This window comes from Nonomuraea thailandensis (genome assembly GCF_024172165.1).
GTDB classification, from domain to species: Bacteria; Actinomycetota; Actinomycetes; order Streptosporangiales; family Streptosporangiaceae; genus Nonomuraea; species Nonomuraea thailandensis.
In genome coordinates, this window is the sequence record NZ_JAMZEB010000002.1 from 1500100 (window position 1) to 1521065 (window position 20966).

16 protein-coding genes are annotated in these 20966 nt (G+C 71.2%); 9 read left to right on the forward strand and 7 right to left on the reverse strand.

Annotated elements, in window-relative coordinates:
* The first annotated feature begins 345 nt into the window (after positions 1-345).
* Genes HD597_RS11000 through HD597_RS11010 form a run of 3 tightly spaced genes read left to right on the forward strand, consistent with a single transcriptional unit; the run spans position 346 to position 4998 of the window.
* Positions 346-2589 carry a glycosyltransferase family 39 protein gene (locus HD597_RS11000; RefSeq protein WP_253741904.1) on the forward strand — a complete coding sequence of 748 codons (2244 nt, stop codon included), beginning with the start codon at positions 346-348 and terminating at the stop codon, positions 2587-2589.
* Positions 2589-4067: a glycosyltransferase gene (locus tag HD597_RS11005; protein WP_253741905.1), complete on the forward strand. Its 1479-nt coding sequence runs from the start codon at positions 2589-2591 to the stop codon at positions 4065-4067. The genes HD597_RS11000 and HD597_RS11005 overlap by 1 nt, the downstream gene beginning before the upstream one ends.
* A 40-nt stretch (positions 4068-4107) precedes the next feature.
* On the forward strand, positions 4108-4998 hold the full coding sequence (locus HD597_RS11010) for an oxidoreductase (protein WP_253741906.1): 891 nt from the start codon (positions 4108-4110) through the stop codon (positions 4996-4998).
* 37 nt (positions 4999-5035) lie between these two features.
* On the opposite strand, the gene HD597_RS11015 is transcribed toward HD597_RS11010, so the two are convergent.
* On the reverse strand, positions 5036-5782 hold the full coding sequence (locus HD597_RS11015; protein ID WP_253741907.1) for a class I SAM-dependent methyltransferase: 747 nt from the start codon (positions 5780-5782) through the stop codon (positions 5036-5038).
* A 98-nt stretch (positions 5783-5880) separates the two neighbouring features.
* Here HD597_RS11015 and add point away from each other — a divergent pair, with 98 nt between their 5' ends.
* The 4 genes from add to HD597_RS11035 all read left to right on the forward strand — a co-directional run bounded on the left by add (position 5881) and on the right by HD597_RS11035 (position 10030).
* Positions 5881-6900: an adenosine deaminase gene (add, locus tag HD597_RS11020; protein ID WP_253741908.1), complete on the forward strand. Its 1020-nt coding sequence runs from the start codon at positions 5881-5883 to the stop codon at positions 6898-6900.
* Positions 6901-7114: 214 nt separating this feature from the next.
* Positions 7115-7363: a hypothetical protein gene (locus tag HD597_RS11025; RefSeq protein WP_253741909.1), complete on the forward strand. Its 249-nt coding sequence runs from the start codon at positions 7115-7117 to the stop codon at positions 7361-7363.
* A gap of 29 nt (positions 7364-7392) precedes the next feature.
* Positions 7393-9456 (forward strand): DUF6571 family protein, encoded by a 2064-nt coding sequence (locus HD597_RS11030; RefSeq protein WP_253741910.1) that lies wholly within the window; start codon positions 7393-7395, stop codon positions 9454-9456.
* A gap of 31 nt (positions 9457-9487) precedes the next feature.
* On the forward strand, positions 9488-10030 hold the full coding sequence (locus HD597_RS11035) for a hypothetical protein (protein WP_253741911.1): 543 nt from the start codon (positions 9488-9490) through the stop codon (positions 10028-10030).
* Positions 10031-10034: 4 nt separating this feature from the next.
* Here HD597_RS11035 and pgl read toward each other — a convergent pair whose 3' ends face one another.
* The 6 genes from pgl to tkt form a co-directional block, all read right to left on the reverse strand.
* Entirely contained in the window at positions 10035-10808 is a 774-nt protein-coding gene (pgl, locus tag HD597_RS11040; protein ID WP_253741912.1) for a 6-phosphogluconolactonase, read from the reverse strand.
* Between the two features lie 23 nt (positions 10809-10831).
* A complete protein-coding gene (locus tag HD597_RS11045) occupies positions 10832-11746 on the reverse strand; it encodes a glucose-6-phosphate dehydrogenase assembly protein OpcA (RefSeq protein WP_253741913.1) in 915 nt (304 codons plus the stop codon).
* Positions 11747-11810: 64 nt separating this feature from the next.
* Entirely contained in the window at positions 11811-13412 is a 1602-nt protein-coding gene (zwf, locus tag HD597_RS11050) for a glucose-6-phosphate dehydrogenase (protein ID WP_253741914.1), read from the reverse strand.
* A 1-nt stretch (position 13413) separates the two neighbouring features.
* Complete coding sequence (locus HD597_RS11055; protein WP_253759308.1) at positions 13414-15027, reverse strand: phosphoglucose isomerase-related protein; 1614 nt, start codon at positions 15025-15027, stop codon at positions 13414-13416.
* On the reverse strand, positions 15027-16118 hold the full coding sequence (tal, locus tag HD597_RS11060; RefSeq protein ID WP_253741915.1) for a transaldolase: 1092 nt from the start codon (positions 16116-16118) through the stop codon (positions 15027-15029). Before tal ends, HD597_RS11055 begins: the two co-directional genes overlap by 1 nt.
* Before the next feature lie 7 nt (positions 16119-16125).
* The gene (gene tkt, locus HD597_RS11065; protein WP_253759310.1) at positions 16126-18156 is read right to left on the reverse strand and encodes a transketolase; all 2031 of its coding nucleotides are present in this window, start codon (positions 18154-18156) and stop codon (positions 16126-16128) included.
* Positions 18157-18533: 377 nt separating this feature from the next.
* Between tkt and HD597_RS11070 the strand changes: the two genes are divergently transcribed.
* Both HD597_RS11070 and HD597_RS11075 read left to right on the forward strand, forming a co-directional pair.
* The gene (locus tag HD597_RS11070) at positions 18534-19478 is read left to right on the forward strand and encodes a heme o synthase (protein WP_253741916.1); all 945 of its coding nucleotides are present in this window, start codon (positions 18534-18536) and stop codon (positions 19476-19478) included.
* A 261-nt stretch (positions 19479-19739) separates the two neighbouring features.
* A complete protein-coding gene (locus HD597_RS11075) occupies positions 19740-20930 on the forward strand; it encodes a PrsW family intramembrane metalloprotease (protein ID WP_253741917.1) in 1191 nt (396 codons plus the stop codon).
* Positions 20931-20966 lie beyond the last annotated feature (36 nt).

The following is a 20966-nucleotide window of genomic DNA, read 5'->3' on the forward strand; positions in this document are numbered from 1 at the left end:
CCCTGTTTCTGGGGTGTGTCCGCGATCGCCACGGCATTCTGCATAAAGCGGACATCTGTCGACGTGTGTGGACAATACGAGTTTTTGCCAGGCTTTGAGGGGTAACAACAGGGCTCTGACCTGCGGCAACGGTGATAATCGGTGTCGGCTGGACGGTACGGGCAAATCTCCTGACCGCGTGAATTCTGGCGACCAGTGGCCTTATCGAATCGCATCGTTGGAGAGACATGACTTGTGCGGGTGTGCGCGTTCTGCGATGTGGAGTGATGGCTGGCGTGTGCGTCGATGTCGGATATTTCCGTGCGGTATTTCCCGCCGGCGCGGCACGGGGGCGGTGAGCGTCGCATGCCGTCCCAGGAGCATCCGCCGGGCCTGAACCCGGTGGGGAAGGACGACGGTGTCGCCGTGGTCTTCCCCGCGCACTCCCGGCCACAGTGCGTCGAGGACGAGGTCGAATCGTTGCTGGCGACGCTGGCCGAGGCGGGCCTCGAGCACCGCATCGTCATCGTCGGCCAGCCCGGTGGCGTCCCCGGCGCCCTGGACGTGCTGGCCTCGCGCTATCCCGACCGCGTCCTCACCGTGCCGCACGAGGGCGAGCCCGATGCGGCGCGGGCCGAGCGGGCCGGCGTGCTGGCCGCGCTGGAGCGCACCGACATGCGCAGGCTCGTGCTGGTCGGTCCCGGCGACCGGATCAACGCCGCCGACCTGCCCGTGCTTCTGCGCGTGCAGCGCGAGGAACGGGCCGACGCCGTGGTCGGCACGCCGGAGCGGGCGCGGTCACGCACCCGCCGCGCCACCGTGCTGACCTGGGCCGCGTGGGACCGCCTGCTGCCGCGCGGCCAGGCGCGCGGCGGCGCCTGCTCCTACCGGCTGCTCGACCGGTGGCTGCTGGAGGAGTGGGGCCACGGCGGGCCGGCGCGGCCGACGTCCCTGGCGTCGGCGCGGGGCGACGTGCGGATCGTCGAGCTCCCGCTGTCCAGGCGGGGCCGTCCTCCGGCGCCCCGCGCCGTCTCGCGCTCCAGGGCCGGCCTCGGCCTCGGCGCGCGCCGCCCGGCCTGGCGGGCGCCGCGTGACCCGGTGCTCGCCCTGGTGACGGCGGCGAGCGCGGTGCTATCGGTCCTGGCCTGCCTGTACCACCTGGACCTGGGCTCGGTGCTGGCCTACAACGACAGCGGCTCGCACCTGCTCATCGCCCGCCGGGTCATCGACAGCCCGACCCCCGGGCTGGCCCAGCTCGGCGGCGTCTGGCCGCCGCTGCCGCACCTGCTGGCCCTGCCCGTCGTCTGGCACGACGCGCTCTTCTACTCGGGGCTGGCGGGCTCGCTGGTCTCGATGGTCTCGTACGTGGTGACCGTCCGGTACGCGTACCTGATCGCCGCCGGGACGGCGGGCGCCGAGCGGGCGCGCCGCAGGACGGCCGGGGTCACGGCGGCCGGGCTGCTCGCGCTCAACCCCAACGTGCTCTACCTGCAGAGCACCCCGATGACCGAGCTGCTGCTGTTCGCCTGCATCGCCGCGGCGGTGCACCACCTGGCGCGATGGTGCCGCTCCGGACGGCACACGCAGCTCGCGATCGCCTCGGCGGCTACGCTGCTGGCCACGCTGACCCGCTACGAGGGCTGGGTGCTGGCGGTCGCCATGACCGCCGTGGTGGGGTACGTCTCCTTCCGCCGCTGGCGCGACCTCGCCCGGCTGGAGGCGCACCTGATCTTCTTCGGGGCGGCGGCGTTCGCCGGCATCGCGGGCTGGGTGGCCTGGAGCTGGCTGATCTTCGACGACTGGCTGTACTGGCACTCCGGCGAGTACGCCAACCCGGCGCTGTGGGTCTCGCCCGACGACCCGAACATCGGCGCGCCCGTCGTCGCCTGGAGCACCTACGCCCACGCCATGGCGCACGCGCTCGGCCTGCTCACACCGCTCGCGGGCGCGGCCGGAGCGCTGGTGTACGCCTGGCGGCGCCGGCTCCGGGCGGAGGCCGTCGCGCCGTACACGCTGCTGATCTTCGTGCCGTTCTTCGTCCTCGCCCTGTACCTGGGACAGCGCCCGCTCCACGTGCCCGAGGTGCACGGCAGCTTCTACAACGTGCGCTTCGCCCTGGTGATGGTGCTGGGCGCCGCGGTCTTCGCCGGCTACCTGGTGTCGCTCGCCCCGCTGCGGGCCCGCTGGGCACGCGCCGCGCTGGCCTGCGGCATGGTCGCCACCGTCGTGGCGGTGCCCGGCACCGCGACGCTCGCCGAGCCGATGAGCTGGCACGCCGGCCGCGACGAGCGCGCGGTCGCGCGGGCGGTGGCCTGGTGGCGGCAGCACTACGACGGCACGCCCGTGCTCATGGAGAACCACGGCAACGAGATCGTCGCCTTCGAGTCCCGCATCCCGCTGGGGCGGATCGTCTACGAGGGCAGCTTCCGCCTGTGGGAGCGGGCGCTGCGGGACCCGGCCGGCAAGGGGATCGGGTGGATCTACGCGCGTACGGCGCCCGGCAGGGAGGACCGCACCTGGCGCACCCTTCGCGACCGGCCCTCGCTGACGCACGACTTCACGCTGGTCTACCGGGACGCCGTCCAGCACATCTATCGGAGGCGAGTGTGATGACCACGCCCCATCGCGAGCGCACCGGCCACGCGGGCATCGGTGTCCTCGACGCGGAGCTCAGCGCCCGGCGCCTGCTCAGCCGCGGGCAGGCCGTCTGCGCCGTCCTGGCGCCGGCCGTGATCGCCGTCGCGCTGCTCGCGCACCTGGCGTTCGGGTGGGGGCCCGCGCCGCTGTGGTGGTGCCAGGCCGCCGTCGCGCTGGCCACCGCGGCCTATCTCGTCCTGCTCGTCTTCAAGACGGCCGTCGTGCTGGGAGCGTGGGGGGCCTCGGTCATCGATCTGGACGAGGGCGACCTGCACCGGCTGTCCGGCGCCGCGCTGCCGTCCTACACCGTGCTGGTGCCGCTGTACCGCGAGGCCGCGCTGCTGCCGTTCCTGCTGCAGCGGCTGGCGAGCCTCGACTACCCGGCCGAGTCCCTGCAGATCCTGCTGCTGATCGAGGAGGACGACGACGAGACCCGCGCGGCGCTGCCGGAGCTGGGCGCGCCGTTCGAGGTGGTGCTCGTGCCGCCGTCCACGCCGCGCACCAAGCCGAAGGCGTGCAACGTCGGGCTCGCCCGGGCGCGCGGCGAGTTCGTGGTCGTCTACGACGCCGAGGACCGGCCCGAGCCCGACCAGCTCCGCAAGGCCGTGCTCGCCTTCCGCGCCCTGCCGGGCAGGGTCGTCTGCGTCCAGGCCGAGCTCCAGTACTGGAACCCCTGGACCAACTGGCTGACCCGCTGCTTCTCCGCCGAGTACGCCACCCACTTCAGCCTCATGCTGCGCGGGCTCGACCGCTACCGGCTGCCGATCCCGCTGGGCGGCACCTCCAACCACTTCCGCACCGACGCGCTGCTCGCGCTGGGCGGCTGGGACCCGTACAACGTCACCGAGGACGCCGACCTGGGCATCCGCATCGCCCGCCGCGGCTGGGACGTGCGCATGATGGTCTCGGTCACCGAGGAGGAGGCCAACAGCCGCCTGGGCAACTGGATCCGCCAGCGCAGCCGCTGGATCAAGGGCTACCTGCAGACGTGGCTCGTGCACTCCCGGCACCCGGTGCGCCTGTGGCGGCAACTGGGGACCAGGCAGACCATCGCCTTCCATCTCACGATGGGCCTGTCCACGCTGACCACGCTGGTGAACCCGTTCTTCTGGGGGCTGATGGTGCTCTACCTGTGCACCGGCACCCGCTACGTGCAGGCGTTCTTCCCGCCCGTCTCGCTCTACTGCGGCGCCGCCGCCATGGTGATCGGCAACTTCCTGATGGTCTACTGCATGATGGCCGGGTGCCTGGAGCGCGGGCTCTTCCGCGCGGTCCGGGCGATGGTGTCCATCCCGCTCTACTGGGCGCTGATGAGCGTGGCCGCCTACAAGGCGCTGTGGCAGCTCGCCAGCCCGGACCGGCGCCACTTCTGGGAGCTGACCGAGCACGGCCTGGTGGGCGGCGGTCCTGTCGGGGACGACGACGAGGATCTTCAGCCCGCGCTCCGGTGAGCTAGGGTGCACGAAACGGTCGCGTACACCAGGAGTGTCGATGACGAGGTGGACCCCCGCCGCCATGCCCGACCTCACCGGCAGGACGGCCGTCGTGACCGGCGCCAACAGCGGCATCGGCCTGCCCACCGCGCTGGAGCTGGCCCGGCACGGCGCCCGCGTCATCGCGACGGCGCGCACCCCGGACAAGGGCGCCGAGACCGTCCGGCGGATCCTGCGCGAGGTGCCGGACGCGTGGGTCGAGCCCGGCCTGCTCGACCTGGCCGACCTCGCCTCGGTCAGGCGGTTCGCCGCCGGCGTGACCGAGGTGGACCTGCTGGTCAACAACGCGGGCATCGCCATGGTCGCCAGGCAGCTCACCAGGGACGGCTTCGAGCTGCAGCTCGGCACCAACCACCTGGGGCACTTCGCGCTCACCGGGCTGCTGCTGCCCTTGCTGGCCGCCAGGCCCGGCGCGCGGGTGGTGACCGTGTCCAGCGACGCGCACGCCGCCGGGCGGTTCGACTTCGACGACCTGGGCCTGGAGCGCGGCTACGGGCGCATGTCCGCGTACGCGCGCTCCAAGCTCGCCAACCTGCTGTTCACGCTGGAGCTGCAGCGGCGGGCCGGCCGCGCCGGCGTGGACCTGAAGAGCGTCGCGGTCCACCCCGGCACGACCGCCACGAACATCGTGAAGGTGGGGCCGCTCCAGCCGCTCGTGCGGCTGCTGCTGAAGTCCGCCGCGGCCGGCGCCGTGCCGTCGCTGTACGCCGCGGTCTCGCCGGACGTGCGCGGAGGCGAGTACTTCGGGCCCGGGGCCAAGCTGCTGCGGCCCTCGCGGGCGGCCCACTCGGAGGAGCTCGCGGCGCGGCTGTGGGAGGTGTCGGCGGAGTTGACGGGCGTGCGGTTCGAGCAGCTCGCGCACGAGGCTCCAGCCGACCCTGACCGGTGACAGGGCCGCCCTCGGCCGAGGCCGGCAGCCGGACCGCCTATTTGACAGCCCGGGCCAGGTAGGCGCAGACGGGAAACCCCTCCCCGGCGTACGGGGCCGCGAGCCGTAGATATTCGGCCCGGATGCGCTCCACGATCTCCGGCGGCTGGTGGCCGATCATCCCGAACCTGGGCCCGCCCGCCCCCACCACATCCGTCCACCACGCATCGAGATCCACCTGGTGGCGCCACCGGACCGCCTCCACGGCCGCCTCCCTGAACCCCGCCCCCTCCAGCAACGCGGTGAACGACGGCGGCGTGGCATGGGCGGCGAACGGGCGGACCGGCGGGTCGTAGGGCATCCGGGCGGCGGCGATGGCCTCGGTGAAGACGCTCGTGGCCGTCATCTCGTCGGCCTTCCACCAGGTCAGGGCGAGCGTGCCGGACGGGCGCAGCACGCGGCGCAGCTCCCGGAGCGACGCGGCGGGGTCGGGCACGTGGTTGATGACGAAGTTTCCGGCGACGCAGTCGAACGCCTCGTCGCCGAACGGCAGCTCGGGCAGCGCGGCCTGGCGGATGGTCGCGTACGGATGCCGCCGGCCGATCAGCCGCAGCATGACGGGATCGCAGTCGACGGCCGTGACCTCGGCCCCCAGGGCGAGCGCCGCCGCGGTCACCACGCCGGTGCCGCAGCCCACGTCGAGCAGGCGCCGGGCGCGGCTCTCACGGGCCGAGGCCAGGAGCGGGCCGACGGTGTGGGAGCTGAGGTGGGCGAAGCCGCGATCGTACGCTTCGGCGTTGGTCACCGGCCCAGCCTAGCCCAGCCGGGGAACTTGACAATCTCAGGTGAGATTCCACCCCAAACCCTGTTTTTTCGCGAAATATCACCCCTAAGGTCATCCGCATGACCATCGACGCCTTCATCGACGCCCTCCCCAAGGTCGAGCTGCACGTCCACCTCGTGGGCTCGGCCTCGGTCGCGACCGTGCTGGAGCTGTCGCGCCGCCACCCGGACAGCACGGTGCCCACCACGGAGGAGGAACTGCGCGACTTCTACCGCTTCGTCGACTTCCCCCACTTCGCCCGCGTCTACCGGGCCGTCAACGAGCTCGTCCGCGAGCCGGAGGACGTCGCCACCCTCGTCCTCGGCCTGGCCCGCGACCTCGCCCCCCAGGGCGCCCGCTACGCGGAGCTCCAGGTCACCCCGTACGCCCACCGCATGGTCGGCATGCCCATGCGCGAGGTCACCGAGGCCCTCGACCTGGCCGCCCGCCGCTCCCTGGCCGACTACGGCGTGGAGATGGCCTACATCTTCGACATCCCGGGCGAGTACGGCGAGGAAGCCGCCAAGGTGACCCTGGAACACGCCCTCCAGGAACCTCCCGCCGCCCTGGTAGGTTTCGGCATCGGCGGCATAGAACAGGAACGTCCGAAATACCGCGACACCTTCCGCTCCGCCTTCTCCGCCGCCCGCGCCGCCGGCCTCCACAGCGTCCCCCACGGCGGCGAGATGACCGGCCCCGAGACGATCTGGGAGGTCATCGACGGCTACGGCGCCGAGCGCATCGGCCACGGCATCAACTGCCTCACCGACCCCCGCCTGGTGTCCCACCTCCGCGACACCCAGCTCCCCCTGGACGTCTGCCCCACCTCGAACGTCTGCACCGGCCAGATCACCCGCATCGAGGACCACCCGCTGCCCCGGATGCTGGAGGAGGGCCTGTACGTGACGCTGAACAGCGACGACCCGCCCATGTTCGCCACGACGCTGGCGCAGGAGTACCGGGTGGCGCACCAGGTGTTCGGGTTCGGGGAGGAGGAACTGGCGCAGTTCGCGCGGAACGGGGTGCGGGCGTCGTATCTGGGAGAGGGGCGCAAGCGGGAACTGCTGTCCGAGATCGACGCGCTGGTCAGCGCCGGTTGAGGCCCTGCCGCCTGGCGGTGGAGGGCGGGAGGCCGTGAAGCCTGCTCCAGGCGCGGGTGCGCCACGGTCGAGTTGAACGCGGGCGCCATGGCGCGCCGGGAAAAGCGTTCTCGCCGAGCGGGCTGACGTCGAAATGGCGGTCTGGCAAAGTGAATCGAGCGGAAAACGAGGTGCGGCGGTCACGTTTTATGTATGACTCGGCTGGGAGGTTCTCATGGCTACTCGTGCCGAGTTGATGGACGCGCTGCGCCGCGCCCAGGAATTGTCGGACCAGCACTGGCACTGCCTCGACCGGCCGCTGCTGCAGATGTCGGGCGGGCGCACCTGGACAGGGCCGGTCGCCGGCAGGTTCGCCGGTGACCTCCTGCACCAGCGCGCCGAACTGTGGCGGGGGCTGCGCGGCATCATCGACCATCTCCATGAGGAGATCTCACAAGTGACCGTGATGGGTCCGGCCGACTGATGCCCTTTTCCTCTATCGATCCCCGAGAAATGCACCAACTCGGGCATGGTGTGCAAAATGCGGGAAAAGGGCTGGCGGATTGCGCGGCGCGGCTTCGGGCGATTCTGAACCAGGTCGAAATCACCCACCCGGGCGTGGCCTCGATCGGCCGGGTGGGGCAGTGGCTGATCGAGCAGGCACCCGACCTCTACCGGCGGCGTGATCTGGCGTACGAGGCCGAGAAGGTCGACGTGGACGTGTGCGGCCATCCCGTGCCCGGCGCGACCGTCCGGCCCGGGCTCACGCGGATCGACGAGTCGAGGATGATCCCGGCCGAGATCCGCGCGCAGGCGGCCCAGGCGGTCTCATGGGCAGAGGCCGCCGCGCGGGGCGACGCGGGCGCGGCGGAGAGACTCGCGGCGTACGCGGGATGGATGGGCGACCCTCGGTTCGCCACCGCCCTGATCGAGCAGCTCGGCCCGCAGGGGCTGGCCACGCTGCCCGCCGCCATGGGCACGCGCGTACGTCATGCGCTCAACGCGGGCGACGGCTCGGCGGAGGCGGTCCGGCGGCGCAATCGTGACGTGCTGTCCCTGCTCGGCAAGGCCCTCGCCACGGCGACCGACCCGAGCAAGAGCGCGCACGTCAACCGGCGATTCCTCGAGGAGCTGAAGCGGCAGGGGCGTGCGGAGATCCAGGTTCCGGGGATGCGCGGGCAGATGACGGTCCACGGATACTGGTCGCTCGGCCAGATCCTCGCGGCGGCGCCGGAGGAGGCCTTCAGCGAAGCGTTCATGACCACGATCGGCCAGGACATGATCCGGTGGGATCGCGACTTCCTCAAGAAGAACGGCGAGTGGCCGCTGGCGCGCGACACCGATGCCTACGACCTGCCCGCTCCTCTGGACACGAGGCCCTTCTCCGGCTCCGGCGAGACAGGAGCCGCCGATCCGGTCGCCGCGCTGCTGACCGTCGCGAGCACGTCGAAGGAACGTTCCCAGGCGCTCATCGGGAGCAGGGATCTCCTGGCATACCTCATGGACGACCGGCGTCCGCAGTGGGGCATGGGCGACCGCGGAGAAGCCCTGGGGGAGGCCATGGAGGCGGCGATGAAGGGGGCGGACGCCGAGTCCAAGCGGCTGGCCGTCATGGCGACGCAGATCTACTCGGACGTCGTCGCGTCGCACCTGTCGGTCAGCGATGCGGGGGAGGTCGGGATCAAGAACCCGTCGGAGCTCGATCGGCTCTCCGGCGTCCGCGACAACATGGGCCGCATCCTTGCCGAGCACATCGAGGACATGGTGTTCGCTCATTTCCAGCGCCATCCTCGATTGCCCGACGACCAGCTCACGGGCGACTTCGACGGAAGGCCCACCGCCCGCTTCAACTCCACCGATCTTGATCGTGCCCTGCTCGACGTGGCGATCGACGACAGAGCCTATGAGGCATTGCTCCATGCGCAGGTCGCGCATTGGCGAGGCAAGATCGATCATGCGCTGGCGATGCGCGACAGAGACAGGACGGCCAACACGATCGCGCTCGACTCCGTGGCGCTCGGCCATCTGACAGAGGCGCGCCGGACGGCCCTGGTCAGTTGGGGCCAGGATGCGGACGCGGCCGATGGGGCGCTGCGGAAGCTGGTCGAACGAGGCGTCGGCCTCGTCCCGATCCCCTTCGCCCAGCAGGTCGGCAAGCTGGGGCTGAAGGCGGCGGACGAGATCTACGACGGCTTCGTCAAGGACGGCTACGCGAAGGCCGGGGACTGGCTGGTGAAGCAGTGCGGGCATGCGGGAGGGAAGACCGAGGTGGCTTACAGCGACGCCGCCTCGAACGACATAGCCGCCCAAGAGCTGGTGAAGCAGATGCTCGCGTCGTCCGCCGCCGCTCACGGCGCATACAGGCGCGACGACCTCAATGAACGATTCATGATCGGCGACCCACCGCGGGTCAAGGAGCCGAGTCTCATGGGCAGGGACGAGTACGACGGTTTCACACGCTGGCTGGCCGACAACACCACGGTGCCGGCCGACTACGGGGAAGCACAACAATCCGCCGCCGCCGGAGCCGTCACTTTCCGGAACAACGTCAAGGCCGGGATGGACGACGATGGGTAGGCGCTGGGCGGGATGGCAGTGGGTGGCCGGAGTGTTCGTGCTGATGACCGGTTGCACGCCGGACAAGGCGGCGCACATACCGCTACCGAGTCCGGTGCGCGGGCCGGTCGCCGATCGCCCGCCCTACCTGTGCTACTTCATCCCGCAGGCCGCCGTGGCGGAGCTGACCGGCTACAGAGGGCCTCACCGGGCGGGAGACGACAAGCGACATCCTGACAGTTACAGCTGCGTCATCGCGAACGCCGAGCAAAGCCTCTTCATCACGAGCTATGACGTATCGGCCTCGCGCGGAGCCATCGAACGCTACATGACCTTCGGGGAGAAACGCGACCCGGCCGACCTGCCCAAGGAGCTCGGTACCGGGCTGATCAGCGATTTCGATCTTCGCATGCGTCCGTACCGGACGGTGGAGGCGTGGTTCCGCTGTGGATCGGCCAACTCCCTCATCGGCATCACCGTCAAGCGGAACCCGGCCCGCGACCAGGACCACGACCTCGTCCAGCTCATGACCATCGCCCAGCGGCGGTTCGCCGAGATGTTCGGTTGCGACCTCGGCGCCCCGCCGCCCCGCTAACGCGTCACGGCGACGCCAGGCGTCCCAGGCCCGGCGGGATCTTGCTCGCCGCGGCCCGGTCCAGCAGGAACAACGTCCGCCCGCGCCCCCGTGCCCCCGCCGCCGGCACCTGGACGGGCCCGGACTCCGAGAGGGCGAGCCGGACCGCGCCCGACTTCTCCTCGCCGGCCGCCACCACCCACACCTCGCGGGAGGCCTGGATGGCGGGCAGGGTCAGGGAGATGCGGGTGGGCGGTGGCTTGGGGGAGCCGTGGACCGCCACCACCGGGCGGGTGTCGTAGAGCGCGGGCATGCCCGGGAAGAGGGAGGCCACGTGGGAGTCGGGGCCCATGCCGAGCAGCATCACGTCGAAGCTCGGCACCGGCCCGTGGTCCTCGGGCCGGGCGGCGGCGCGCAGCTCGGTGGCGTACGCGTCGGCCGACTCCTCGGCCGTCATGCCGGAGTCGGGGCCGCGCATGACGTGCACCCGCGCGGGGTCCACGTCCACGTGGTCCAGCAGGGCCTCGCGGGCGCCGGTCTCGTTGCGTTCCTCGTCGCCGGTGGGGACGAAGCGTTCGTCGCCCCACCAGATGTCCAGGCGACGCCAGTCGACGGCGTCCCTGGCGGGGGTGGCGGCGATGGCCGCCAGGGTGGCGATGCCGACGGTGCCGCCCGTCAGGACGATCGACGCCGAGCCCTTGGCCGACTGCGCGTCGACCAGCCGGGTGATGATCCGCGCGGCGACGGCCTTGGCCAGGACGTCGGCGTCGCGGTGAACGACGATGCCGGGAACGCTCATGGTCGTCTCCCTTTGAACTGCCGTCATCCCTTGTACGTCCTCGCGAACCGCTTGACCGCGGCCTCATAGATCTCGTCGGTGTCGAGCCTGCGCAGCTCCTCGGCCATCAGCTCGGAGGTCTGCCGCCTGGCCAGGGCCACGTTCCTGTCGGGCTGGCCGGGGCGGCGGAGCGTGGCCAGGCGGGCGTCGGTCCGCACGACCGCGAGCTCGCCGTCGCCGAGCTGCAGGCGTACGGAGGTCAGGCCGGGCCCGGAGGAGTCGACGACCTTGATCGGGGCGCCGAGCCGCTCCGACAGCCAGGCGGCCAGCAGCGGCGCGCTCGGGTGGCCGGGGGAGGCCTCCACGGTGCCCTTGCGCACCTTGCCCACCGGCTGGTCGAAGGCGGCGGCCAGCAGGCTGCGCCACGGCGTCAGCCTGGCCCAGGACAGGTCGGTGTCGCCGCGCGCGTACCCCTTTGCCCGGGTGACCAGCGACCCGACGCCGCCGTCGTCGAAGCCCTTGGCGTCGGTGATGCGCCGTTGTGCCAGCGCCCCGATCGCGTCCTTGGACGGCGCGTCGGGGGCCGCGCCCGGCCACCACGCCACGACGGGGGTGTCGGGCAGCAGCAGCGGGCTGACCACGGAGTCGGCGTGTTCGGTGAGCTCGCCGTACAGGCGCAGCACCACCACCTCGCCGGGCGTGTTCTCGCCGATGCGCAGCTCGGCGTCGAGCCTGATGGTCTCCTCCGGCTCACGCTTGATCACCACGATGATGCGCGAGGGGTGCTCGCGGGCCGCCTCGGTCGCGGCGCGCAGCGCGTCGTACTGGTGGCGCTCCTCGCAGACCACGACGAGCGTGAGCACCATGCCGATGGCCGGCGCGCCCATCTGGTGACGCAGGTGGGTGAACTGGGCGGCGATCTTCCCGGCCGTGGTGTCCGTCAGCATGAACGTCGTCACGAGTCCTCCTTCGTCGGCCTCGCGACCGTCATGCTGTGTCTCATCGTTGGTTCGCTGCGCTCTCTCACAGCCTCCTCCACACGCGGCCGTCGCGGGCCATCATCGCGTCGGCCGACTCGGGCCCCCACGAGCCGGACTCGTACGGCTCCGGCTGCCCCTGCGTGGCCCAGAACTCCTCGATCGGGTCGAGGATCGTCCAGGACAGCTCCACCTCCCGCTGGTGCGGGAAGAGCGGCGGATCGCCGATCATCACGTCGAGCAGCAGCCGCTCGTACGCCTCCGGCGACGACTCCAGGAACGACTCGCCGTAGGCGAAGTCCATCGAGACGTCACGCACCTCCATCGCCGTGCCCGGCACCTTGGAGCCGAACCGCACCGTGATGCCCTCGTCCGGCTGAACCCGGATCACCAGCGCGTTCTGGCCGAGGATCTCGGTGTCGTCCTTGCTGAACGGCAGGTGCGGCGCCCGCTGGAACACCACGGCCACCTCGGTGACGCGGCGGCCCAGGCGCTTGCCGGTGCGCAGGTAGAACGGCACGCCGGCCCAGCGCCGGTTGGCGATCTCCAGCTTGATGGCGGCGTAGGTCTCGGTGATGGACTCCTGCGAGATGCCCTCCTCCTGCAGGTAGCCGACGACCTTCTCGCCGCCCTGCCAGCCTGCGGAGTACTGGCCGCGCGCGGTGTTGAGGCCCAGGTTGGCGGGCAGCCGCACGGCCTTGAGCACCTTCTCCTTCTCGCGCCGCAGCGAGTTGGCCTCGAAGGAGGTCGGGTCCTCCATGGCGACGAGCGCGAGGAGCTGGAGCAGGTGGTTCTGGATGACGTCGCGGGCGGCGCCGATGCCGTCGTAGTAGCCGGCGCGGCCGCCGATGCCGATGTCCTCGGCCATCGTGATCTGCACGTGGTCGACGAAGCTGCGGTTCCAGATCGGCTCGTAGAGGTTGTTGGCGAACCTCAGCGCCATGATGTTCTGGACGGTCTCCTTGCCCAGGTAGTGGTCGATCCTGAAGATCGAGCTCTCCGGGAAGGCCGAGGTGGTGATCTCGTTCAGCTCGTGGGCCGACTGCAGGTCGTGCCCGAACGGCTTCTCGATGACCACGCGCCGCCACGAGCCGTCAGGCGCGTCGGACAGCCCGGTGCGCTTGAGCTGCTCCACCACCACGGGGAAGAACTTCGGCGGCACAGACAGGTAGAAAGCGTAGTTTCCGCCCGTGCCGCGGGTCTCGTCGATCTCAGCCAACGCCATGGCCAGCGCGTCGAACGCCCCGTCGTCCGAGAACTCGCCGGGAACGAAATGGATGCCCTCGCGGATCTGCTTCCAGACCTCCTCGCGGAAGGGGGTCCGGGCATGCGCCTTGACGGCGTCGTGCGTCAACTGGGCGAAATCCTGGTCCTTCCAATCGCGCCGGGCGAACCCGACCAGCGAGAAGCCGGGCGGTAGCAGCCCCCGGTTCCCCAGGTCGTAAATCGCCGGTAGCAGCTTGCGCTTGGCCAGGTCACCCGTCACGCCGAACAACACCATCACGCACGGTCCCGCCACCCGGGGCAGCCGCTTGTCGCGCGGGTCGCGCAGCGGGTTGGCGGCTGCCACTGCCTCGGTCGTGGCGGTGCCCGCGACGGCCGCCGCCACGGTGACGGCCTCCTCCGCGGGTGCTGCCGGGTCTGTCATCTCAAGCCTCCTGTGCGGCCTCGAGCAAACGCGCGACACCCGCCGCGCGGTCGGTCAAATGCAGGCGTACGGCCGGGCGCCCGCGGGTCTCCAGCGCCCCCAGGTCCCCCAGCGCCTGGGCGAGCTGCAGCCGGCCCAGGCTGTACGGCCTGCCGGGCACGGCGACGTCCTCGGTCACCGCCCCCGTGATCTGCAGGAACACGCCGTTCTGCGGCCCGCCCTTGTGATACTGCCCGGTGGAGTGCAGGAACCGCGGCCCCCACCCGAACGTCACGGGCCGGTCGGTGCGCAGCGCGAGCAGCGCCCGCAGCGTCAGCGGATCGGCCCACATCCACGCGTCGGTCATCTGCTCGAAGTCGGCCCCGTCGGGCACCGGCGCGTCGAAGGCGGCCAGCCGGTCCAGATAAGCCGTGATCGCCAGGTAGCCGTCGCCGGGGATCGCGTGCAGCAGCTCGGAGAACAGCCCCGGCAGGTCCTTGGCCGTCGCCGCCCCGTACACCTCGACCGGGCCGTCCACGAACGCGGGCGCGCCGGTCGGCAGGTCGGGCAGGGCCAGCAGGGTGGCGGTGTTCTCCTTCGACTCGGCCACGTTCGGCTGGTCGAACGGATCGACCTCCAGCAGCAGCCCGGCGATGGCGGTGGCGTACTCCCAGACCAGGAACTGCGCGCCCAGCGGCCCGTCCACGCGCACGTCGCCGATGTCGGACTCGATCGCCACGACGAGCTCGTCGCCCGAGCGGTTGGGGTCGGCGCCGACGACCGGCAGGATGCCCCTGCCCTGCTTGCCGGTGGACTCGGCGACGAGCTGCTCGATCCAGTCGGGCAGCCCGAAGATGGCCGAGAGCTGGTCCTCCAGGACCAGTTTGTCGCGCCCGGCCAGCGCCGCCCCGCCGAGCGCCGCCCCCAGGTCGAGCCCGGGGTTGCCGCTGTCGAGCGACAGCAGCGGCAGCACCTCCTCGGCCTCGTCGAGCAGCCGTGTCACGTCGGCGCCCGCCAGCGCGGCCGGCACCAGCCCGAACGCCGACAGCGCCGAGTAGCGGCCGCCCACGTCGGCAGGCGCGAGCACCAGGTGGAAGCCGTCGTCGGCGGCCCGCCGCGCCAGGGGCGTGCCGGGGTCGGTGACGACCACGATGCGGCCCGCGGGGTCGATGCCCGCGTCCGCGAAGAGCCGCTCGTAGATCCGCAGATGACTGTCGGTCTCCACGGTCGAGCCGCTCTTGCCGGCCACGACCACGACCGTGGACTCCAGGCCGTCGGCCAGCGCGCGGCGCACCTGGCCGGGGTCGGTCGTGTCGAGCACGGTGAGCGGCACGTCGGAGGTGGCGCAGATGACCTCCGCCGCCAGCGACGAGCCGCCCATCCCGGCCAGGACCACGTTCGTCAGGCCCTCGGCGCGGGCCCTCGCCGCGAGCTCGCCCAGGGCGGGCAGCAGCTCGCGGGAGGAGCGGGGCAGGGTCAGCCAGCCGAGCCTGACCGCTGCCACCGCCTCGGCGTCCTCACCCCACAGCGTGGGGTCGCCGCCGGCGAGCCGCGCGGGCACGCCGTCGGCGACGAGGCGCCCCGCGACGGAGGAGGCGGCCGAGGCCACCCCCTCCTCGCGGTAGGAGACGTTCATCACGGAACCAGGTTCTTGGTGACGCTCTCGAGCAGCTCGTTCCAGGACGCCTCGAACTTCTCCACGCCCTCGTCCTCCAGGACCTTCACCACGTCGTCGTAGTCGACGCCGGCGTCCTTGAGCGCGGCCATGGTGTTCCAGGCCTGCTCGTAGAACGGGCGGACGGTGTCGCCGGTGACGTTGGCGTGGTCGGCCGTGGCGTCGAGCGTCTTCTCCGGCATCGTGTTGACGGTGCCGGGGGCGACGAGCTGGTCGACGTACATGGTGTCGGAGTACTCGGGGTTCTTGACGCCGGTCGAGGCCCACAGCGGGCGCTGCGGGCGGGCGCCGGCGGCGCGCAGGCTCTGCCACCGCTCGGAGTTCATGACCTCCTCGAACGCCGCGTACGCCAGGCGCGCGTTGGCGATGCCCGCCTTGCCCTTCAGCTCCGGCTTGCCGAGCTTGTCCAGGCGCTTGTCGATCTCGGTGTCGACGCGGCTGACGAAGAACGAGGCCACCGACTCGATCGAGGCCAGGTTCAGGCCCTTGGCCTGCGCGGCCTCCAGGCCGGCGAGCCAGGCGTCCATGACCGCGCGGTAGCGCTCGAGGGAGAAGATCAGCGTGACGTTGACGCTGATGCCCTCGGACAGCGCCTGCGTGATCGCGGGCAGGCCCTCGACCGTGGCCGGGATCTTGATCATGAGGTTCGGCCGGTCGACCAGCCACCACAGCGCGCGGGCCTCGGCGATCGTCTTCTCGCTCTCGCGGGCCAGGCGCGGGTCGACCTCCAGCGACACGCGGCCGTCCACGCCGCCGCTGGCGTCGTAGACCGGGCGCAGCACGTCGGCGGCCCAGCGGATGTCGTAGGCGGTGATGGCGCGTACGGCCTCGCCCACCTCGACGCCGCGCACGGCCAGGTCGTGGAGCTGGGTGTTGTACGCGTCGCCCTTGCTGAGCGCGTTGGCGAAGATCGTCGGGTTGGAGGTGACCCCGACCACGTTCTTCTCGCGGATCAGCTGTTCGAGGTTGCCGGTGCGCAGGCGCTCACGGCTGATGTCGTCGAGCCAGATGGCTACGCCCTGGCCGGACAGCTTGTTGAGGATCTCGCTCATCTGTTCTTCAGTTTCCCGTCGTCTCGCCCTTGTCCTGACCCAGCTTGGCCAGGCTCGCCCTGGCCGCCGCCGCCACGCGCTCAGCCGTCAGCCCGAACTGCTCGTACAGAGTCTTGTACGGCGCAGAGGCACCGAAGTGTTCGAGGCTGACCACCTCGCCGCACTCGCCGACGTACTCGTGCCAGCCGAGCGCGATGCCCGCCTCGACCGCCACCCGAGCCCTGATCGACGAGGGCAGAACCGTCTGCTTATATGCGGTGTCCTGCCCGTTGAACCACTCGACACACGGCATCGAGACCACCCGCGTGGGGATGCCCTGCGACTCCAGCAGCTCCCGGCCGTTCAGCGCGATCTCGACCTCGCTGCCCGTGGCGATGACGATGACCCTCGGCTGGCCGTCGGACGCCTCGCGCAGCACGTAGCCGCCGCGGGCCACGCCCTCGGCGCTGGTGCCCTCGACGACCGGCAGGTTCTGCCTGGTCAGGGCCAGGGCGGCGGGGCGGTCGGTGTGCTCCAGCACGGCCTTCCACGCGTAGGCCGTCTCGTTGGCGTCGGCCGGGCGCACCACGTCGAGGCCGGGGATCGCGCGCAGCGCCCACAGGTGCTCGATCGGCTGGTGGGTGGGGCCGTCCTCGCCGAGGCCGATCGAGTCGTGCGTCCACACGTACGTGACCGGCAGCTTCATCAGCGCGGCCAGACGCACCGCGGGCCGCATGTAGTCGGAGAAGACCAGGAACGTGCCGCCGTACGGGCGGGTGCCGCCGTGCAGCGCGATGCCGTTCAGGATGGCGCCCATGGCGTGCTCGCGGATGCCGAAGTGCAGTGTGCGGCCGAAGCGGTTGCCCTTGAAGTCCTTGGTCTGGAACTCCTCGGGGATGAAGGACGGCTCGCCCTTCATCGTGGTGAGGTTGGACTCGGCCAGGTCGGCCGAGCCGCCCCACAGCTCGGGCAGCACCGGGGCCAGCGCGTTGAGCACCTCGCCGGACGCCTTGCGCGTGGCGACGGAGGAGCCCTTCTCGAACGACGGCAGCGCGGTGGCCCAGCCGGCCGGCAGCTCGCGCCGGGAGATGCGGTCGAGCTCGGCGGCGCGCTCGCCGTTGGCCAGGCGCCACTCGGCGTAGGACTTCTCCCACTCGGCGTGGTCGGCGCGGCCGCGCTGGGCGACGTTACGGGCGTGCTCCAGCACCGCGGCCGGCACGTCGAAGGTCTTGGCCGGGTCCATGCCCAGCACTTCCTTGGTGGCGGCCACCTCGGCCTCGCCCAGGGCCGAGCCGTGGATCTTGCCGGTGTTCTGCTTGTTCGGCGCGGGGTAGCCGATGATCGTGCGCAGCCGGATGAACGACGGCCGGTCGGTCTCCGCCCGGGCCGCCTGAAGGGCGTCGTAGAGGGCCTGGACGTCCTCGACGTACTCGCCGGACTCGGTCCAGTCGACGCTCTGGGTGTGCCAGCCGTAGGCCTCGTAGCGCTTGACCACGTCCTCGGACAGGGCGATCTGCGTGTCGTCCTCGATGGAGATGTGGTTGTCGTCGTAGACGACGACGAGGTTGCCCAGCTTCTGGTGGCCGGCCAGGGAGCTGGCCTCGTGGCTGATGCCCTCCTCGATGTCGCCGTCGCTGACGATGCACCAGATGTTGTGGTCGAACGGGGAGGTGCCGTCCTCGGCCTCGGGGTCGAACAGGCCGCGCTCGCGGCGGGCCGCCATGGCCATGCCGACCGCGTTGGCGATGCCCTGGCCCAGCGGGCCCGTCGTGGTCTCCACGCCGGCGGTGTGCCCGTGCTCGGGGTGACCCGGCGTGAGGCTGTCCCACTGGCGCAGGCGCCTGAGGTCGTCCAGGGTCAGGCCGTAACCGGAAAGGTAGAGCTGGATGTAGAGCGTCAGGCTGCTGTGGCCGCACGACAACACGAACCGGTCACGCCCGAGCCAGCCGGGGTCGGTCGGGTCGTGGCGCATCACTCGCTGGAAGAGCAGGTATGCGGCGGGGGCCAGACTCATGGCGGTGCCGGGGTGACCCGAGCCCGCCTTCTCCACTGCGTCCATCGCCAGGGCTCGAACGACATCGACCGCCTGCTTGTCCAGGTCGGTCCATTCAAGGGCTGGCACGAGTTCGGTGCTCAAGTGCTCGATCTCCGGAATCTAGTTGTCATTGATTTGGCTGTCCCGCCCGAGGCCGGCCGCGTCGCGGCGGCCTGCCGCAGGTTGCGCGCCCGCGCCTACACCGGACCCTAACCGAGTGGGGCTGGTGATCGATTCCCATTCCACCCTCGCGTGTCCAGGTACGGCGCAAGCCCCCCATTGGCCGGACCGGCCGCCCCTGCGACTACAGTTTGTTTGTTCGCAGGGGCGTCACCGGCGCCCGCCCATGGATCCGCTCTTATCAGAGGTTACGCGTTGACTTCCGACAGGCTGGAAGCGCCTTGACGGTGCTGACCAACAGGCAGGCGACGGCCCCATCACGGCAGGTGGAGCCGCCGCGCTCGATCGGCATGATCGTCAAGGCCTACATCGCGCTCACCAAGCCGCGGGTCATCGAGCTGCTGCTGATCACGACACTGCCGGTGATGTTCCTCGCAGCGGGCGGCCTGCCGCCCCTGTGGGAGTCGATCTGGGTCATGGTGTTCGGCACCCTATCGGCAGGCAGCGCCAACGCGCTCAACTGCTACATCGACCGCGACATCGACCAGAAGATGCGCCGCACCCGGCGCAGGCCGCTGGCCAGGCACCAGGTCTCGCCGCGTGCGGCGCTGGTCTTCGGCCTCGTGCTGGGGGTCATCTCCACGGTCGGTCTGTGGGTGGCCACCAACTGGCTGGCGGCGATGTTGTCGCTCGGCGCGATCCTGTTCTACGTGCTGGTCTACTCGCTGATACTCAAGCGGCGCACGGCCCAGAACATCGTGTGGGGCGGCATCGCGGGCTGCATGCCGGTGATGATCGGCTGGGCCGGCATCACCGAGCGGCTCGACTGGGCGCCGCTGGTGCTGTTCGGCGTGGTGTTCTTCTGGACGCCGCCGCACACCTGGACGCTGGCCATGCGCTACAAGGAGGACTACGCGGCGGCCAAGGTGCCGATGCTGCCCGTGGTGGCCACCGAGCGGCGGGTCATCCTGGAGTCCATCGCCTACACCTGGGCCACCGTGCTCTGCTCGCTGGCGCTGTGGCCGGTGGCCGGCACCACGCTGTTCTACCCGGTCGTGGCCGCCGCGCTAGGCGTCATGTGCCTGGTGGAGGCGCACCGCCTGCTGGCCCGGCTCAACGCCGGCAAGAGCGGGGTCGACCTGCGGCCCATGCGCTTCTTCCACTGGTCGAACGCCTACCTGGCGCTGCTGTTCCTGGCCGTGGCCATCGACCCGCTGCTCGCCTGATCCCGGCCGCGGCGCTCCGCGGGACGAGCGGGACCTTCATGTCTGGACGGTGACGAGTGGCTATCCGGCCCCTGGCGGCGCCCGCGGTCCCGGCGCGGGGCGCCGGCCGCCGGCGGGTGCGCACGCGGCCCGCCGACCTGCTGCACGAACGGCCCCACCTGGGCCGCACCTCCCCGCGGGCCGGCCGCCGCGCCCCCGGCCTCGACCGGCGCCGCGCGGTCCCGCACGGACCCCGGCACTCTGATCCGTTAAAGTCACCCTATGGCGACCCGTGATCCACGCTGGGTGTTGAAGGACCGCCCGTCATTCGCGTTGATCATCGGGCTGGTCCTCACCGGCATCTGCGCCCTCGTCTCGTTCTCCTTCGACGTGTTCAACGGCGCGCCGGTGCAGTTCTTCATCGCGCTGGCGCTGGCGCTGGCGCCGGTACCGCTGCTGCTGGCGGCCGTGCTGGCGCTGGACCGCATGGAGCCGGAGCCGCGCAGCAACCTCATCTTCGCCTTCGCCTGGGGCGCCGGCGTCGCCGTGCTCGTGGCCGGCGTGATCAACTCGCTCAACCTGCACTACATCATCGACACCGCCAAGCTGTCGGAGGCCAGCGCCCGCAACCTCGCGGCCACGTTCGGCGCGCCGGTGGTGGAGGAGACGATGAAGGGCCTGGTGCTGCTGGGCCTGCTCAAGTTCCGCAGGGCCGAGCTCGACGGGCCCACCGACGGCATCATCTACGCCAGCATGGTCGGCCTCGGCTTCGCCATGAGCGAGAACGTCAGCTACTACCTCGGCGCGCTGTCCACCTCGGGCGTCAAGGGGCTGGCCGTCACGGTGGTGCTGCGCGGCATCCTGTCGCCGCTGGCGCATCCGCTGTTCAGCTCCATGATCGGGGTGGCCGTGGCGTACGCGGCCCAGCGGCAGGGCTCCGAGCGCAGCACGTACGTGCTGGTGGGCTGGACGGCGGCGATGATCCTGCACGGCCTGTGGAACGGCCTGGCCTCCTACGGCGGGTTCCCCGGGCTCGTGGTGGCCTACCTGACGCTGCTGGTGGTGCTGGTGGTGCTGATCGGCGTGGTGTTCAGGGACCGGCGGCGCATCGTGGCGCTCATCCAGCGGTACCTGCCGGCGTACGAGCCGACCAAGCTCGTCACCCAGGCCGACATCTTCATGCTCTCGGCCTTCGCCCGCCGCCGCCAGGCCCGGCAGTGGGCCCGCGCGCACGGCGGCAAGCCGGGGCTGCGGGCGATGCGCGACTACCAGCTCGCCGCGACGGAGCTGGGCCTGCTGCACGAGCGGGCGGCCCGCCACATGGTCGACGAGCACACCTTCCACGAGGAGCAGCGGGCGCTGCTGGAGTGCATGAGCACCGCCCGCGCCGACTTCCCGGTGCCGGAGATGCACGCCCGATCGGTGGCCAGGGGGTCGCCCCCGCCCGGTTACGCGCCCGGCGCACCCGGCTGAGGCCCGTGCCCGGCCCTCGGGGGCTTGGTACTCGAA